Source organism: Nocardia sp. NPDC050799 (assembly GCF_040654015.1).
In the GTDB taxonomy this organism is placed as follows: Bacteria; Actinomycetota; Actinomycetes; order Mycobacteriales; family Mycobacteriaceae; genus Nocardia.
The window spans coordinates 101,637-116,862 of the sequence record NZ_JBFAHF010000005.1; the positions used below are offsets into that span (position 1 = coordinate 101,637).

Here is a 15,226-nt window from a genome sequence, read left to right on the forward strand (position 1 = left end):
GTCAGGCACGCGGGTGGCACAGCGCGGGATCGGCGACATCGGCGCACGGCAGATTGCCGTAGGACCGGATCACGTCCTGACCCGCCTCACCGACGAGAAACCGCAGGAAACCGGCGCCCAGCGAACCCGGCGCGAAATCACCGTGGCCGAACGCGTACTCCACTCCCCAGAACGGATAGCCGCCCGCGGCGACCTCGTCGCGGGTGGCGCGCCGGCCGTCGATCGTCACCCCGACCACCCCCGGCGTGTCGGCGGCATCGGCGGATTCGCTGTAACCGATCGCACCGGTTGTGGCGGCGACCGCGGCGAGCATATCGTCGGTGTAGAGCGTCTGGCAGCGTCCCGGAGCAGCACCTCGCCGCAGTTCGCGGCAGGTCACTCCGGGTTCGGGCGGTTGCGCGGAATCGAGCAGGCGGGATTCGAAGGTCCAGCGCGAGCCCGAGCCGGCATAGCGGTTGACGACGCGTACCGGCTGATCGGCGCCGCCCACCTCCCGCCAGTTCGACACCCGCCCCTGGAACAGGTCGCGGATCTGCCCGGCCGTCAGATCCCGCACCCCCGCGCTCGGATGCACGACCACCGAGAACAGCGAAACCGCCAGCGGCCGCTGCACCAGAGCCGGATAGTCCGCGCCCCTGGGTGCGTCACCGATCGCGAGCAGCCCGCCGTGGCCACCGGCCTCGTCCTCGAGCCGGGCCATACCGCGCTCGCTGCCCTCGAAGCCGAAGGCGAAACCGGCCCCGGGACATGTCTGCTCGTAGAGGCGGGCCGCCTCCCGGATCACGGGCTCGAAGGCGGTGGAACCGACCACGGTCAGCTCACCGGTCGCGCAGCCCAGCGGCGCGGGCTCGGGTGCGGCGATATCGAGGACGGTCATCGCCGCGATGACCAGGACGAGGAATCCGGTGAGCGCCACCATCAGCAGCGAAACCCCGGTGCGGCCCTTGGTCCTGGCGATACCCCCACCGGTCACCACACCCTGCATGACCGGGTCGAGGTAGGGGCCGTGCCCCGAAGTGCGCTCCAGAGTGGCCAGGATCTTGTAGTGATCGTTGCGGTTCAGCGGGACCTTGGGCAGGTCGATCACGCCGATACCCTGCTCGAGTTGCCGGTGCCCGAAGCCCGAATCGGGTTCGAAACAGACGGCCAGGCCCGGATTGCTCAACTCGGTGACCGCCATCCCGATCACCTTGCGGTCCGGGAACTGCAGGTGCAGACCGGCCTGATTGTTCTGCGCGGTCACATAATCCGCGGCGTCGATGGTGGTGGCGCCGTTGTTCTCGATCCGCACCAGCACCACCGACAGGTCCTGCAGATTGCGCTCGGTGCCGTCGGAGGTCTGCCGGAGTTGCCGCAGCGCTCCCGCGTGCCCGGATTCGGCCTCCCCGGTGACCGGGGTGTCCATCTGCACCCGCCACCCGAGCCGTTTCCGGCCGACGAGCACGAATTCCCACAGGAACGCGCCCACCGGTATCGCGATACCGGCCAGCGGCAGAACGAGATTGAGCAACAGTTCGCTCACCAGCGCTACCATCCCCCGAATCGACACAGTTCCCACCATCTTTGGGCACCGGAAACCGAAACCTGCCGAGCACGTCAAGTGTTCGGCAGGCGTTCACCACGCGGTCACCACCGACGCACCGAGGTGATCACCTCGTTCGGCCGCGACAGGCCCACCCCACGTGCCGGTCACCGCCCGGGAGTACGGGTCCACTCCAGCAGTTCGTCCACCGGGCGGGTGTTCACGATCCGCTCCGGCGGCACCTCGGCGGCCACCGCGCGGGCGCAGCCGTAACCCTGCCAGTCCAGCTGGCCCGGTGCGTGCGCGTCGGTGTCGATGGAGAACTCGCAACCCATCTCCACGGCGAGCCGGATCAGCCGCGACGGCGGGTCCCGCCGCTCGGGACGGCTGTTGATCTCGACCGCCGTACCGTAGCGGCGGCAGGCCTCGAACACGATCCGGGCGTCGAAATCCGATTCCGGCCGGGTTCCGCGCCCGCCCTCGACCAACCGGCCGGTGCAGTGGCCGAGCACATCGACATTCGGATTCGCCACCGCGTACACCATCCGCCGGGTCATGGTGTCGCGGTCATCGCGCAACCGCGAATGCACACTGGCGACGACGATATCGAGTTCGGCGAGCAGATCGGCGTCCTGATCGAGCGAGCCGTCGTCGAGGATATCGACCTCGATCCCGGTCAGTACCCGCAGCGGTGCCGATTCCGCGTTGAGTGCGGCCACCACGTCCAGCTGCCGCCGCAGCCGGTCGGCCGAAAGCCCGTTGGCCACGGTGAGCCGCGGCGAATGGTCGGTGAGGGCGCAGTACTCGTGCCCGATCGCGGCCGCAGCGCCCATCATCTCGGCGATCGGGCTGCCGCCGTCGGACCAGTCCGAATGGGTGTGCAGATCACCGCGCAGCAGGTGCCGCAGCGGCGCGCCTTCGGCACCGATCGGTTTCGCGGCGGCGCGCAGTTCGGCCAGATAGCGGGGCACCGTCCCGGCGTCCGCCTCCTCGATCACCGCGGCGGTTTTGGGGCCGATCCCCGCCAGTTCCTGCCAGCTGTGGTTCCGGCGGTGCCGATCGGCCGCGGCATCGTCGAGGCCGGCGAGAATATCGGCGGCCCGGCGGTAGGCCTTCACCCGGTGCGTCTGTGCCCGGTCGCGTTCGAGCCAGAACCCGATCTCGCGCAGGGCCGCAACGGGCGCCGGAACGGGCGGTCCGGCCTGCTCCGACCCCTGCGACTCGCTCGCCACCGCCTACCCCACCCGGCCGTACTTCACGAAGGCGACACCGTCCTCGAAGACCTGACTGGTGATCACCCGGAAACACGCCGGATCCGGCAGTTGCGGGCCGGTGCCGAACAGCGGCCGCCCGCGGCCCAGCACGATCGGATACAGCTTCAGAAAGACCTGATCTATCTCCGGCAGCAGCGCCCGGGCCAGTTCACCGCCACCGCACAACCAGATCCCCAGACCCCGCTCGCGTTTGAGTCCGGCGACCGCGGCGACCGGATCGGCGCCGATCAGCGCCACCGCCGGGTCCGGCGGGGTGGTGAGCGTTGTGGACACCACGAACTGCCGTAGATGCGCGTACGGGTTCGCGGTGCCGGTACGGACTCCGAAATCGTGTGTCCTGCGACCCATGATCACGGTGTCGAAGTTCTCGTTGCGCTTGGTGATACCCAGCGATTCGCGCACCCGCGACGGCAGCGTTTCCGGATACTGCGCGGTGATGGCGGGGCCGTGATCGCCGCCGACCGGGAAAAAATCCACCGAGCCGTCCTCGGTGGCGATGAACCCATCGATGGTGGCGGCGACGTAGTACGTGAGCTTGCGCATGGCCTGCCTCCCAGCCGGACCGGGTCGGTGATCTTGCCGAGGCCCACCGTAGCCCGCCGCCGGGCCCGGCGCGAGAGGGTCGTCAGGAAGAAATGCGCCGCCCGCGTGGTGGCGGCTGACAGCGCGGACAGGAATAGGACGAGCGGTTCATGAACTTCTCCCGCACGATCACCGCCCCGCAGCGCGGGCACGGCCGGTCGCCGCGCCCGTACACCGCCAGGGCGCGCTCGAAGTAGCCGGATTCGCCGTTCACATTCACATACAGGGCGTCGAAGGAGGTACCGCCGGCGGCGAGCGCGTCGGTCATCACCGCGCGGGCCTCGGCGAGCAGGGTGCGCAATACCGGACGGGTGAGCGCCGAGGCGATCCGGCCGCCGTGCACCCTCGCCCGCCACAAGGCCTCGTCGGCGTAGATGTTGCCGATCCCGGAGATCACGGCCTGATCCAGCAGCACCCGTTTGATCTCGGTGTTCTTGGTCCGCAGCACACCGACCACCCGCTCGGCGTCGAACCGGGGGTCCAGCGGGTCGCGGGCGATATGCGCGAGCAGGTCGGGCAGCAGATCGCCGTCCACCTCCACCAGCGGTGCCAGCACCCAGCCGCCGAAGGTGCGCTGGTCGACGAAGCGCAACTCGCGCCCGTCGTCGAGGGTCGCCCGGATATGGGCGTGCTTCTCCACCGGGGCGCCGGCGGGCTGTACCAGCATCTGCCCGCTCATACCGAGATGCACGACCAACGCGGTATCAGCAGACCCACCGCCGTATTCGTCGAAGGTGAGCCACAGATACTTCCCGCGCCGCTGCGCCGCGGCCACCGTGAGCCCGGTGATCCGGGCCGCCATATCGGCGGCGCCCGGCTCGTGCCGGCGCACCGACCGCGGGTGAGTGACAATGACCGATTCGACGGTCCGCCCGCACAGATGTTCGGTGAGGCCGCGGCGTACGACCTCCACCTCGGGAAGTTCGGGCATTCAGGATTCGCCGGTCAATGCTCGGTAGGCCGCGCCCGCCGCCTTCTGCTCGGCTTCTTTCTTCGACCGGCCGACTCCCTGACCGTAGGCATCCCCGGCGATCACGGTGGTCGCGGTGAATTCCTTGTCGTGGTCGGGGCCGGTGGACGTGATCTCGTAGCCGGGTACACCGAGACCGCGTTCGGCGGTCAACTCCTGCAGGCTGGTCTTGAAGTCCAGCCCCGCACCCATCCGCGGGCCGCGTTCCAGCAGGTCGGCGAACAGCCGCAGCACGACCTCACGGGCCACGTCGATGCCGTGCTCGAGGTGGACGGCACCGAGCAGCGATTCCATACCGTCGGCGAGGATGCTGGGCTTGTCCCGGCCGCCGGTGAGTTCCTCACCTTTGCCGAGCAGCAGATGCGCGCCCAGACCACCCTCACCCAGGTTGCGCGCCACCTCGGCGAGCGCGTGCATGTTCACCACACTCGCGCGCAGCTTGGCCAGCTCACCCTCGGATTTCTCCGGATGCTCGTGGTAGAGCCGTTCGGTGATGCTCAGACCGAGCACGGAGTCCCCGAGGAACTCGAGCCGCTCATTGGTCGGCAGGCCGCCGTTCTCGTACGCGTACGAGCGATGGGTCAGCGCCAGTCGCAACAACTCCGGAGCCACCTCGACGCCCAGGGCGGCGAGCAGGCCCGAATGATCACCCGGTTCACCGGGTTCGTCTTTACCCGCGGTCAACGGTCGACCGGGGGTCAGACGGCGGAAATGACCTGGCGGCCCTTGTAAGTACCGCAGGAGGGGCACGCGATATGCGGCGGGGTCTTCTGACCACACGCCCGGTTCGGGCAGGTGATCAGAGTGGGAGCGGCGGCCTTCCACTGGCTGCGCCGCGACCGGGTGTTGGAACGGGACATCCGGCGCTTGGGAACGGCCACGACTAATTCTCCTCTGTACTGTGACGTGCTGTCTCGGTGGAATGATCTCCGGTGGCCGCACCCTCGTCGGGGCTGCCGCTGCCGGGCGATCCGGAGGCGAAATTCGCCAGCCCGGCCCAGCGGGGATCAAGTATCTCATGCCCGTGATCGGATCCCGCAATCGCCATCCGCACGCCGCACTCCGGGCACAGGCCCGCGCAGTCCGGCGAGCACAGCGGCTGCAGCGGCAACTCCAGGCCCAGCTGGTCCACTACCAGGGGTTCCAGGTCGATGAGATCGTCGCGCATCCGGTAGACCTCGTCCTCGGAAGAGGTCTGGTCGGTGGCACTATCCGGGTAGGCGAACAGCTCGGTCAGCGACAACCGCACCGTATCGGTGAACGATTCGAGGCACCGCGAGCACTCACCGGTCACCGGCGCGTCGAGGGCCCCGGTGACGAGCACCCCCTCGGACACCGACTGCAACCGCAGATCCAGCTCGACCTCCGCGCCGACGGGTACGCCGACGAGATCGAGTCCGAGTCGTTCGGTGATGGTGACCGTCCGCCGCAGTTCGCGCATCGAGCCCGGGGCGCGACCGAGGCTGCGGACATCCAGCACGAAACCCGCGCCGTGTGCACGAGATGCACCGGAACGCGAGCGCGCGGTGGTATCGGCAGGCATCGCAAACACTCCACTGGGTGGGTCGGGGCTGTTGGTTTTGCGCCGGAATCGGCGAGCAACCACACCACAGTACGGCGAACCGGCCGACCCCGCAAAACTGTGTTCATGGCACGCCGGCGCGTGCGGGGTCGAGGCCCCTCATGTCTCGCCGGGTCGGCCTCGGGACTCGCGCCTGCGTCGCATGCGCTTCGAGGCCGAAACGGCGAGACGGGCCTCACCCCTTGGAGGTGTCTCGCAGAACTCGACGCATACGGGTTGCGTCGGCGGGGACGTCCGAATCCGGAAACCTCTCGGCCATCTGTCTACTCCGCATTCCTCGGCTTTCGTGGCCGGGGATTCCTCGGCTTTCGTGGCCGGGGCTCGGCCCGCCCCGACGGAGGCGGGGCCGCGATTACCGCCGGAACTCCGCGGCGTAGTCGGGGACGCCCGCCCCGTTGCGCAACTGCTGGCGGCCCCGGCCGACGGTGCGCAGCGCACTGCCGAGGGTGTCCTCGAACTCGGCGAGTTTGGTGTCGACGTAGTGGTCGCAGTCGGCGCGCATCCGGTCGGCGTCGGCATGGGCGGTGTCGATGATGCGCGCCGATTCGGCGTGCGCGGCCCGGACCACCTCGGTGTCCTCCACGAGCCGGCGCTGTTCGGCCTGGCCGTCGGCGACCGAGCGGTCATAGGAGGCCTGGCCGGCCTCGACGGTCCGTTCGGCCTCGGCGCGCGCCCGGCCGGTGACCGCCTCGTATTCGGCCTTGGCATCGGTGATCAGGCGTTCGGCCTCGGCGGTGGCCGTATCGACCATCCGGTCGGCGTGCGCGGTGGCCTCGGCGACCATCCGATCGGCGTGCGCCTTGGCCTCGGCGAGGATCCGGTCGGCTTCGGCGCGGGCGTCGGCCACCGTGCCGGCGGCCTGTTCGTCCGCGGACCGGATGGTGTCCTCCGCGAGCCCCCGGGCGTCGTCGATGATCTTGTCCCGGTGATCGAGCACATCCTGGGCGTCGTCGATCTCGGTGGGCAACGCGTCCCGCACATCGTCGAGCAGATCGAGCGTTTCCGGACGCGGCACGATGCAGTTGCGCGTCGCGGGGATACCCCGCGCCTCCTCGACTATGGCGACCAGTTCGTCGAGCGCCTCGAATACCCGGTACATGCTCACTGTCCTCCTGCTGACGATCGGCGACACATCACGCCGTTCCCAGTGTGCCCCGGGCCGGTGGATGCGCCGAACCTACTTTCGGTGTGTCGCCGTTCTGCCCGATATCTGCAGAGTCACACAATCAACTGGAGACCCACCCTCCGCTTGGTGTTAAATTCTTAGGGAGCCCAACCGCGGCGCGGAGGGGCTGCCTGTCCCTTGCCCGATCGGAACCGCCCATGACCATCCTGCAGTTGCCTACGTCCGCGGCACTGACCACCGGGGATCTGGATATCGATTGGCCGGAACCGTTCGCCCCCGCCGCCTGGCAGCAGCGCCTCTTGCAGTATCTGCGCGGTGACCGTGCGTTCCCTCAGTTGATTCGTTTCGCACTGGTCGGTGGATTGAGCAATATTTCGTATGTCTTGCTCTTCCTGACCCTGACCGGCGCCGGGACCCTGCCGGCAAATGTGGCCGGCTCGGTGGTGAGCACCGTCCTGGCCAACGAACTGCACCGCAGGCTCACCTTCCACGCCGCCGAGCGGGTCGGCTGGTTCACCGCACAATGGGAAGGCGGCGGCCTGGCGCTGCTGGGGCTGGGTATCAGCACCGCGGCCCTCGCCGCGCTGGAGGTCCTGGCTCCGACACTGAACGAACTCACCCAGGCGGCGGCCGTGCTGGCGATCAGCGCCGCGGTGGGAGGTCTGCGGTTCCTGGCGTTGCGCGGTCTGGTGTTCCGGCCGCTGCGGCGGGCCCGGGAAACGACCGCGCAGCGGTCCGGATCAACCCGCCCGCTCGGCCAGCCGGTCGAGTAGTCGTTTGTGTACCAGCGGCGGCAGCATATCGCTGACATCGCCGCCGAAGGCCGCCACTTCCTTGACAAGGGAGCTGGACAGGTAGCTGAAGGTGGGGTTGGTCGCGATGAAGAAGGTGTCGACGCCGGAGAGCTTCTTGTTCATCTGGGCCATCTGGAGTTCGTAGCCGAAATCACCGGCGTCGCGCAGACCCTTGACGATGGCGGTGATGCCCTGCTCCCGGGCGAAATCGACCAGCAGACCGTCCCAGGAGGCGACCCGCACGCCCGGCAGGTCCGCGGTGGCGTCCCGCAGCATCTCGATCCGCTCGTCGATCGAGAACATGCCCTGCTTCTTCTTGTTGATCATCACTGTGATGACGACCTCGTCGAACTGCTCGGCGACCCGCCGGAACACATCGAGGTGGCCGTTGGTCACCGGATCGAAGGATCCCGGGCACAAAGCTCCTGCCATGGATCAGACGCTAGCAGGTTCGCCCGGGTCCGCCGGGGTCGCGCCGACGTACACCGCCGCCTCGATCCGGGTCTCCCCGTAGCGCCGCGCGGCGCGACCCTCGAAGCCTGCGGGCCAAGCGATCTCGGCCGACCGAGCGGAGCGTTCCACCAGCAGTAATGCGTCCTCGGCGAGCCACCCGTGCGCGGCGAGCGCGGTGAGATCGCCCTCGACGGCCGCGGTCGGCAGCTCGTAGGGCGGATCGGCGAACACCAGATCGAAAGCGCCCGCACCACCGTGGGCGAGCACCTGCGTCACCGTCCCGATCCGCACCTGCGCACCGCCCAGGCCCAGCTCGGCGATATTGCCGCGCAGCACCCCGGCCGCCCGCCGGTCGGATTCGACCAGCAGCGCGGCGGCGGCGCCGCGCGACAGCGCCTCCAGCCCGAGCGCGCCCGAGCCGGCGTAGAGGTCCAGTACCCGGGCGCCCGCGAGGTCCATCCACGCCTCGATCGAGGAGAACACGGCCTCGCGTACCCGGTCCGAGGTGGGCCGGGTCCCGGCCGGCGGCACCTTCAGGCGTCGCCCACCCGCGATCCCGGCGACGATCCGGGTCATTCGGATTCGCGCTCGCCCAGCTCGACCAGCAGATCACCGCCTTCGACCTGCTGCACCTGTGCGATCGCCACCCGGCCCACCACACCGCCGCGCGGTGCGGTGATGGCGGCCTCCATCTTCATGGCCTCGATGGTGCCGACGGTGTCGCCCGAGGCGACCGTTTCGCCTTCGGCCACGGTCAGCGTCACGACACCGGCGAAGGGCGCCGCGATGTGATGCGGATTGTTCTTGTCGGCCTTCTCCGCGGCCGGGATCTCACTGGCAATGGAACGATCCCGCACGGATACCGGACGCAATTGCCCGTTGAGGATGCACATGACCGTGCGCATCCCGCGTTCGTCGGGTTCGGAGATCGCCTCCAGCCCGATGAGCAGGATGACGCCCTTCTCGAGCTGCACCCGGTGTTCCTCGCCGTGCCGCAGGCCGTAGAAGAACTGATTGGCCGACAGTCCGGTGGTATCGCCGTATTTCTCCCGGTGCGCCAGGAATTCCGCGGTCGGGCCGGGGAACAGCAGCCGGTTCAGGGTCGCGCGGCGCTCATCGGAGGTACCGGACAGACCCGCTTCGTCCGCCTCGGACAGCTCGGATTCGGGTTTGGCCGCGCCACGGCCGGCGAGCGCCTTCTCCCGGAACGGCTCGGGCCAGCCGCCGGCCGGTGTGCCGAGTTCGCCACGCAGGAAACCGATCACCGAATCGGGGATGTCGTAACGTCCCGGATCGGCGGCGAAATGCTCGATATCGATACCGGAGCCGACCAGCGACAGCGCCAGGTCACCGACCACCTTGGAGGACGGTGTGACCTTGATCAGCCGGCCCAGCAACCGGTCCGCGGCCGCGTACTTCGCCTCGACCTCCTCGAACCGATCGCCCAGCCCCAGGGCGATGGCCTGCTGGCGCAGATTCGACAACTGCCCGCCGGGGATTTCGTGGGTGTAGACGCGCCCGGTGGGCGCCGGCAGGCCGGATTCGAACGGCGCGTACACCTTGCGCAGCGCCTCCCAGTACGGCTCCAGATCGCAGACATTGCGCAGGTTCAGCCCGGTGTCGTATTCGCTGTGCGCGGCGGCGGCCACGATCGCCGAGAGCGCGGGCTGGCTGGTGGTGCCGGCCATAGCGGCCGAGGCACCGTCGACGGCGTCGGCACCGGCCTGCCAGGCGGCGAGATAGGTGGCCAGCTGCCCACCCGGGGTGTCGTGGGTGTGCACATGGACCGGCAGATCGAAATTGCTGCGCAGCGCGGTCACCAGTTTCGCCGCGGCGGGCGCGCGCAACAGTCCGGCCATATCCTTGATCGCCAGCACGTGTGCGCCCGCGTCCACGATCTGCTCGGCCAGTTTGAGGTAGTAATCGAGGGTGTAGAGCTTCTCGTCCGGGTCGGTGAGATCACCGGTGTAGGACAGCGCGACCTCCGCGATCGCGGTACCGGTTTCCCGCACCGCGTCGATGGCCGGGCGCATCTGGTCCACATTGTTCAGGGCGTCGAAGATCCGGAAGATATCGATACCGGTCTCGGTGGCCTCGGCCACGAATGCCCGGGTCACCCGCTCCGGATACGGGGTGTAGCCGACGGTGTTGCGGCCGCGCAGCAGCATCTGCAGGCAGATGTTGGGAATCGCCTCGCGCAGCGCGGCCAGCCGCTCCCACGGGTCCTCGTAGAGGAACCGCAGCGCCACATCGTAGGTCGCCCCGCCCCATGCCTCGATGGACAGCAGTTCCGGGGTCAGTCGCGCCACATGCCCGGCCACATCGAGCAGGCCGTTGGTGCGTACCCTGGTCGCCAGCAGCGACTGGTGCGCGTCGCGGAAGGTGGTGTCGGTGACCCCGACGGCCTTCTGTTCGCGCAGCGCGCGGGCGAATCCTTCCGGGCCCAGCGTCAGCAGTCTCTGCCGCGAACCGGCCGGCGGCGGCACCGACAGGTCGATCGCAGGCAGTTTGTCGTGCGGGTACACCGCGGTCGGCCGGGCGCCGTGCGGTTTGTTCACCGTGACATCGGCCAGGTAGTTCAGGATCTTGGTGCCGCGGTCGGCGGGTTCGCGGGTGGCCAGCAGTTCCGGGCGCTCGTCGATGAACGAGGTGGTGATACGGCCCGCGGTGAAATCGTCGTCGCCGAGTACCGCGAGCAGGAACGGGATATTGGTCGTGACACCGCGGATCCGGAATTCCATCAGCGCCCGCCGGGCCCGCGCCACCGCCACCGGGAAGTCCCGGCCGCGGCAGGTGAGCTTGACCAGCATGGAATCGAAGTAGGCGCCGATCTCCGCGCCCAGGTTCGCGCCGCCGTCGAGGCGGATACCGGCGCCGCCGGGGGTGCGATAGGCGGTGATTCGACCGGTATCGGGACGGAATCCGTTGGCCGGGTCCTCGGTGGTGATCCGGCACTGCAGCGCCGCACCGCGGATGGTCACCGTGTCCTGGCTCAGTCCCAGGTCGGTGAGGCTCTCCCCGGCCGCGATCCGCAACTGCGACTGCACCAGATCCACATCGGTGATCTCCTCGGTCACCGTATGTTCCACCTGGATCCGCGGATTCATCTCGATGAACACATGTTCGCCGCGTTCGTCGAGCAGGAACTCCACCGTGCCCGCACAGCTGTACCCGATCTGCCGGGCGAAGGCCACCGCGTCCGCGCAGATCCGGTCCCGCAATGCCGGATCCAGATTCGGGGCGGGGGCCAGCTCGATCACCTTCTGGTGCCGCCGCTGCAGCGAACAGTCCCGCTCGAACAGGTGCATCACATTGCCCTGGCTGTCGGCCAGGATCTGTACCTCGATATGCCGTGGGTTCACCACGGCCTGTTCCAGGAACACCGTCGGATCGCCGAACGCCGATTCCGCCTCGCGCGAGGCGGCCTCGATCGCTTCCCGCAGCCCGGACCGCTCGGCCACCCGGCGCATACCGCGCCCGCCACCACCGGCGACAGCCTTGACGAATACCGGGAATTCCATGGATTCCGCGGCCGCCAGCAACTCCGCCACATCGGCCGAGGGCGCGCTCGAATCCAGGACCGGCAGCCCGGCCTCCCGCGCCGCGGCGATCGCGCGGGCCTTGTTGCCCGCCAATTCGAGAACCTCGGCCGACGGTCCGATGAAGGTGATGCCCTCCCGGGCGCACGCGGCGGCCAGATCGGGATTCTCCGACAGGAACCCGTAGCCGGGGTAGATCGCGTCGGCGCCCGCGGTCTTCGCTGCCTCGATGATGGCGTCGACCGAGAGGTAGGCGCGGACCGGATGACCTTCCTCGCCGATCTCGTATGCCTCGTCCGCCTTCAGGCGGTGGACCGAATTGCGGTCCTCGTGCGGGAAGACGGCAACCGTTCCGACACCGAGCTCGTACGCCGCGCGGAAGGCTCGGATGGCGATTTCGCCGCGGTTGGCAACCAAGACTTTCGAGAACATTGAACCAACGTACCCGGCGCCACACCCAGGGGCGACAGCGAAGTCCACTTCGCAAAATCTTCACAAGTACGTATGGCAACGCTGCGAAGTCCTGTTCACCGCACCGTCATATCTCACCGCCCACGATCCCGGCCTGTGCGTATCATCCGCTGCGGCCATTTCCCGGCTATCCGAGCAGTCCGGGCCTCTTGCGAAGATGTGCGAAGCCGGACGCTGTTCGAGCCGCCGCGGGCGGGCTCGGTGCGTCCGCGTTATGGTGGACCCGCAGCTGGTCCGCCGGCCGGACGACGAGGAGCCCCGAACGTCCGCCCCCGGCGCCGAAGCCCGCACCACGCGGGTGAGAGGGAATCCGGTGGAAATCCGGAACTGTCCCGCAGCGGTGAGCAGGAACGACCGCCGTCATCAGCACTGGGCAGCACGCCTGGGAAGCGACGGCCAGTAGGTCGGCCGACAGGCCGGTGCCCGCGAGTCCGAAGACCTGCCGGTTGTACCGGATACGCCGTATCCGGTGGCCGTCGCCTCGTGGAGCGGGCGCCGCCACCAGTGCTGACATCCGACCCGACCGCACGGACGGGTCGTTCGGGGTCTCATCGGTGTTGTGCGCCCGGGAAGGGCGACGTCCGTCGAACTTCAGCACTGGAGCACACCGTGACTGTTATTTCGCACCACCCGTTCACCGCAACGGTTCTCGGACTCCCCCGGGTGGGGCCCCGCCGGGAACTGAAACGCGCGACCGAGTCCTACTGGGCGGGCCGGATCGACGCGGCGCAGCTGCACGAGACCGGCCGCGCGCTGCGCCGGGACCAGTACGCAGAACTGGCCGCCGCCGGCCTGGATTCGATCCCCGTCGGCACCTTCTCCTACTACGACCAGATGCTCGACACCGCCGTCCTCCTCGGTGCCCTGCCCGCCCGGGTGGCCGGGATCACGGATCGGCTGGACCGCTACTTCGCCGCCGCACGCGGAACCGAGGCGGTGGAACCGCTGGAGATGACCAAGTGGTTCGACACCAACTACCACTACCTGGTGCCCGAACTCGGTCCGGACACCACCTTCGGTCTCCATCCGGAAGACCTGCTGGCGCAGGTGGCCGAAGCGATCGAGCTCGGAGTGCCGGCCCGGCCCGTGGTCATCGGACCGGTCACCTTCCTGAAACTGGCCAAGACCACCGGCGGCGCGGCGCTGGACCGGATCGACGAACTAGTCCCGCTGTACCGGGAGTTGCTGCGGCTGCTCGCCGACGCGGGCGCGGGCTGGGTACAACTCGACGAGCCCGCGCTGGTCACCGATCTCACCCCGGCGGAACTGGCGACGGTCCGCCGGGTCTATACCGAACTCACCACGGCGGCGCAGCGGCCGGCGGTGCTGGTGGCCACCTATTTCGGGCATCCGGGCGCCGCACTGGAAGCACTGGCCGCCACCGATGTCGAAGGTATTGCCCTCGATCTGGTCGCGGGTACCGATGTCGCCGCGGTGGCGGCAGTCCCCGCGCTGTCGCGCAAACTGCTGGTCGCGGGTGTGGTCGACGGCCGCAATGTCTGGCGCACCGACCTCGACGACGCGCTGTCGACGCTGGCCACCCTGCTGGGCAGCGTGCGGGCCCTGGCCGTCTCCATCTCGTGCTCGCTGCTGCACATCCCGTACTCGCTGGCGGTGGAGACGCGGCTCGACGACGCGCTGCGCTCCTGGCTCGCCTTCGGCACCGAGAAAACCGCCGAGGTGCGCGTGCTGGCGACGGGATTGCACTCCGGCACCGAGGCGGTCACCGCGGAATTGGAAACCGCCCGTGCCGCCGCGGCGAGCCGCCGCGCCGATCCACGGATCGGCAACACCCAGGTGCGGGCGCGACTGGCCGCCCTGGGCCCGGACGCCGCGCGGCGGGCTCCGGCCGAACAGCGCCGGACCCTCCAGCGGGAGCGCCTGCACCTGCCGTCGCTGCCGACCACCACCATCGGCTCCTACCCGCAGACCTCGGCCATCCGGCTGGCCCGGGCGGCGCTGCGGTCCGGAGAGATCGACCGGGCCGAGTACGTGCGGCGGATGCGGGCGGAGATCGGCGAGGTCATCGCGCTGCAGGAGAAACTCGGGCTCGATGTCCTCGTGCACGGCGAACCGGAACGCAACGATATGGTGCAGTACTTCGCCGAACAGCTGGACGGATTCGCGGCGACCGATCTGGGCTGGGTGCAGTCCTACGGCACCCGATGCGTGCGCCCGCCCATCCTGTTCGGTGACGTCTTCCGCCCGGCCGCGATGACGGTGGACTGGATCACCTACGCGCAGTCGCTCACCGACAAACCGGTCAAGGGCATGCTTACCGGCCCGGTCACCATCCTGGCCTGGTCCTTCGTCCGTGACGACCAGCCGCTGCCGGATTCGGCCCGGCAGGTGGCCCTGGCGATCCGGGACGAGATGGTGGATCTGCAGAACGCCGGTATCCGGATCGTCCAGGTCGACGAGCCCGCGCTGCGGGAACTGCTCCCGCTGCGCGAAGCCGATCAACAGGCGTACCTGGACTGGTCGGTGCACGCGTTCCGGCTGGCGACCTCCGGGGTGGCCGACTCCGTCCAGATCCACACCCATCTGTGCTATTCGGAGTTCGGCGAGGTGATCGACGCCATTGCCGGGCTGGACGCCGATGTCACGTCCATCGAGGCCGCCCGCTCGCGAATGGAGGTACTGGACGATCTGACCGCCTCGGGCTTCACCGCCGGGGTGGGACCGGGCGTCTACGATATCCACTCGCCCCGGGTGCCCGGCGTCGAGGAGATCACCGCGTCCCTGCGCGCCGCCCTGGCAGCGGTTCCGGCCGAACGTCTCTGGGTCAATCCCGATTGTGGCCTGAAGACCCGCGGCCCGGCCGAGGTGGAGGCATCTCTGCGCAATATGGTGGCCGCCGCCCGCGACGTCCGCTGAATTCCCGGCCCGGGCCGCCTCGCGCGCGGCCCGGGC

At 69.0% G+C, this 15,226-nt stretch carries 13 protein-coding genes and 1 riboswitch; of the genes, 2 read left to right on the forward strand and 11 right to left on the reverse strand.

Annotated elements, in window-relative coordinates; genetic code table 11:
• Position 1: 1 nt before the first annotated feature.
• The 8 genes from AB0H42_RS07470 to AB0H42_RS07505 form a co-directional block, all read right to left on the reverse strand.
• Complete coding sequence (locus AB0H42_RS07470; RefSeq protein ID WP_357051248.1) at positions 2 to 1,522, reverse strand: substrate-binding domain-containing protein; 1,521 nt, start codon at positions 1,520 to 1,522, stop codon at positions 2 to 4.
• A 167-nt stretch (positions 1,523 to 1,689) separates the two neighbouring features.
• Positions 1,690 to 2,754 (reverse strand): PHP domain-containing protein, encoded by a 1,065-nt coding sequence (locus AB0H42_RS07475; RefSeq protein ID WP_357051251.1) that lies wholly within the window; start codon positions 2,752 to 2,754, stop codon positions 1,690 to 1,692.
• Positions 2,755 to 2,757: 3 nt separating this feature from the next.
• Entirely contained in the window at positions 2,758 to 3,339 is a 582-nt protein-coding gene (locus AB0H42_RS07480; RefSeq protein ID WP_357051254.1) for a dihydrofolate reductase family protein, read from the reverse strand.
• 82 nt (positions 3,340 to 3,421) lie between these two features.
• Positions 3,422 to 4,309, reverse strand: coding sequence for a bifunctional DNA-formamidopyrimidine glycosylase/DNA-(apurinic or apyrimidinic site) lyase (gene mutM / locus AB0H42_RS07485; protein ID WP_357051257.1), 888 nt, complete (start codon positions 4,307 to 4,309; stop codon positions 3,422 to 3,424).
• Positions 4,310 to 5,032 carry a ribonuclease III gene (gene rnc / locus AB0H42_RS07490; protein WP_357051259.1) on the reverse strand — a complete coding sequence of 241 codons (723 nt, stop codon included), beginning with the start codon at positions 5,030 to 5,032 and terminating at the stop codon, positions 4,310 to 4,312.
• Positions 5,033 to 5,046: 14 nt separating this feature from the next.
• The gene (rpmF, locus tag AB0H42_RS07495) at positions 5,047 to 5,229 is read right to left on the reverse strand and encodes a 50S ribosomal protein L32 (protein WP_357051262.1); all 183 of its coding nucleotides are present in this window, start codon (positions 5,227 to 5,229) and stop codon (positions 5,047 to 5,049) included.
• 2 nt (positions 5,230 to 5,231) lie between these two features.
• Complete coding sequence (locus tag AB0H42_RS07500) at positions 5,232 to 5,891, reverse strand: DUF177 domain-containing protein (protein WP_357051265.1); 660 nt, start codon at positions 5,889 to 5,891, stop codon at positions 5,232 to 5,234.
• Positions 5,892 to 6,282: 391 nt separating this feature from the next.
• Positions 6,283 to 7,029 carry a DivIVA domain-containing protein gene (locus tag AB0H42_RS07505; RefSeq protein WP_357051680.1) on the reverse strand — a complete coding sequence of 249 codons (747 nt, stop codon included), beginning with the start codon at positions 7,027 to 7,029 and terminating at the stop codon, positions 6,283 to 6,285.
• Between the two features lie 224 nt (positions 7,030 to 7,253).
• On the opposite strand from AB0H42_RS07505, the gene AB0H42_RS07510 reads away from it, so the two are divergent.
• Positions 7,254 to 7,829 carry a GtrA family protein gene (locus tag AB0H42_RS07510; RefSeq protein ID WP_357051268.1) on the forward strand — a complete coding sequence of 192 codons (576 nt, stop codon included), beginning with the start codon at positions 7,254 to 7,256 and terminating at the stop codon, positions 7,827 to 7,829.
• Here the strand turns inward: AB0H42_RS07510 and coaD are convergent.
• From coaD to AB0H42_RS07525, 3 genes are read right to left on the reverse strand one after another with little or no spacing between them, the layout of a single operon-like run.
• Positions 7,797 to 8,282 carry a pantetheine-phosphate adenylyltransferase gene (gene coaD / locus AB0H42_RS07515; protein ID WP_357051271.1) on the reverse strand — a complete coding sequence of 162 codons (486 nt, stop codon included), beginning with the start codon at positions 8,280 to 8,282 and terminating at the stop codon, positions 7,797 to 7,799. The genes AB0H42_RS07510 and coaD overlap by 33 nt on opposite strands.
• A gap of 3 nt (positions 8,283 to 8,285) precedes the next feature.
• Positions 8,286 to 8,879, reverse strand: coding sequence for a 16S rRNA (guanine(966)-N(2))-methyltransferase RsmD (gene rsmD / locus AB0H42_RS07520; RefSeq protein WP_357051274.1), 594 nt, complete (start codon positions 8,877 to 8,879; stop codon positions 8,286 to 8,288).
• Positions 8,876 to 12,274 (reverse strand): pyruvate carboxylase, encoded by a 3,399-nt coding sequence (locus AB0H42_RS07525; RefSeq protein WP_357051277.1) that lies wholly within the window; start codon positions 12,272 to 12,274, stop codon positions 8,876 to 8,878. Before AB0H42_RS07525 ends, rsmD begins: the two co-directional genes overlap by 4 nt.
• 295 nt (positions 12,275 to 12,569) lie before the next feature.
• A riboswitch (cobalamin riboswitch) is annotated at positions 12,570 to 12,775 on the forward strand.
• Positions 12,776 to 12,922: 147 nt separating this feature from the next.
• Between AB0H42_RS07525 and metE the strand changes: the two genes are divergently transcribed.
• On the forward strand, positions 12,923 to 15,190 hold the full coding sequence (metE, locus tag AB0H42_RS07530) for a 5-methyltetrahydropteroyltriglutamate--homocysteine S-methyltransferase (protein WP_357051280.1): 2,268 nt from the start codon (positions 12,923 to 12,925) through the stop codon (positions 15,188 to 15,190).
• The last annotated feature ends 36 nt before the right edge of the window (positions 15,191 to 15,226 follow it).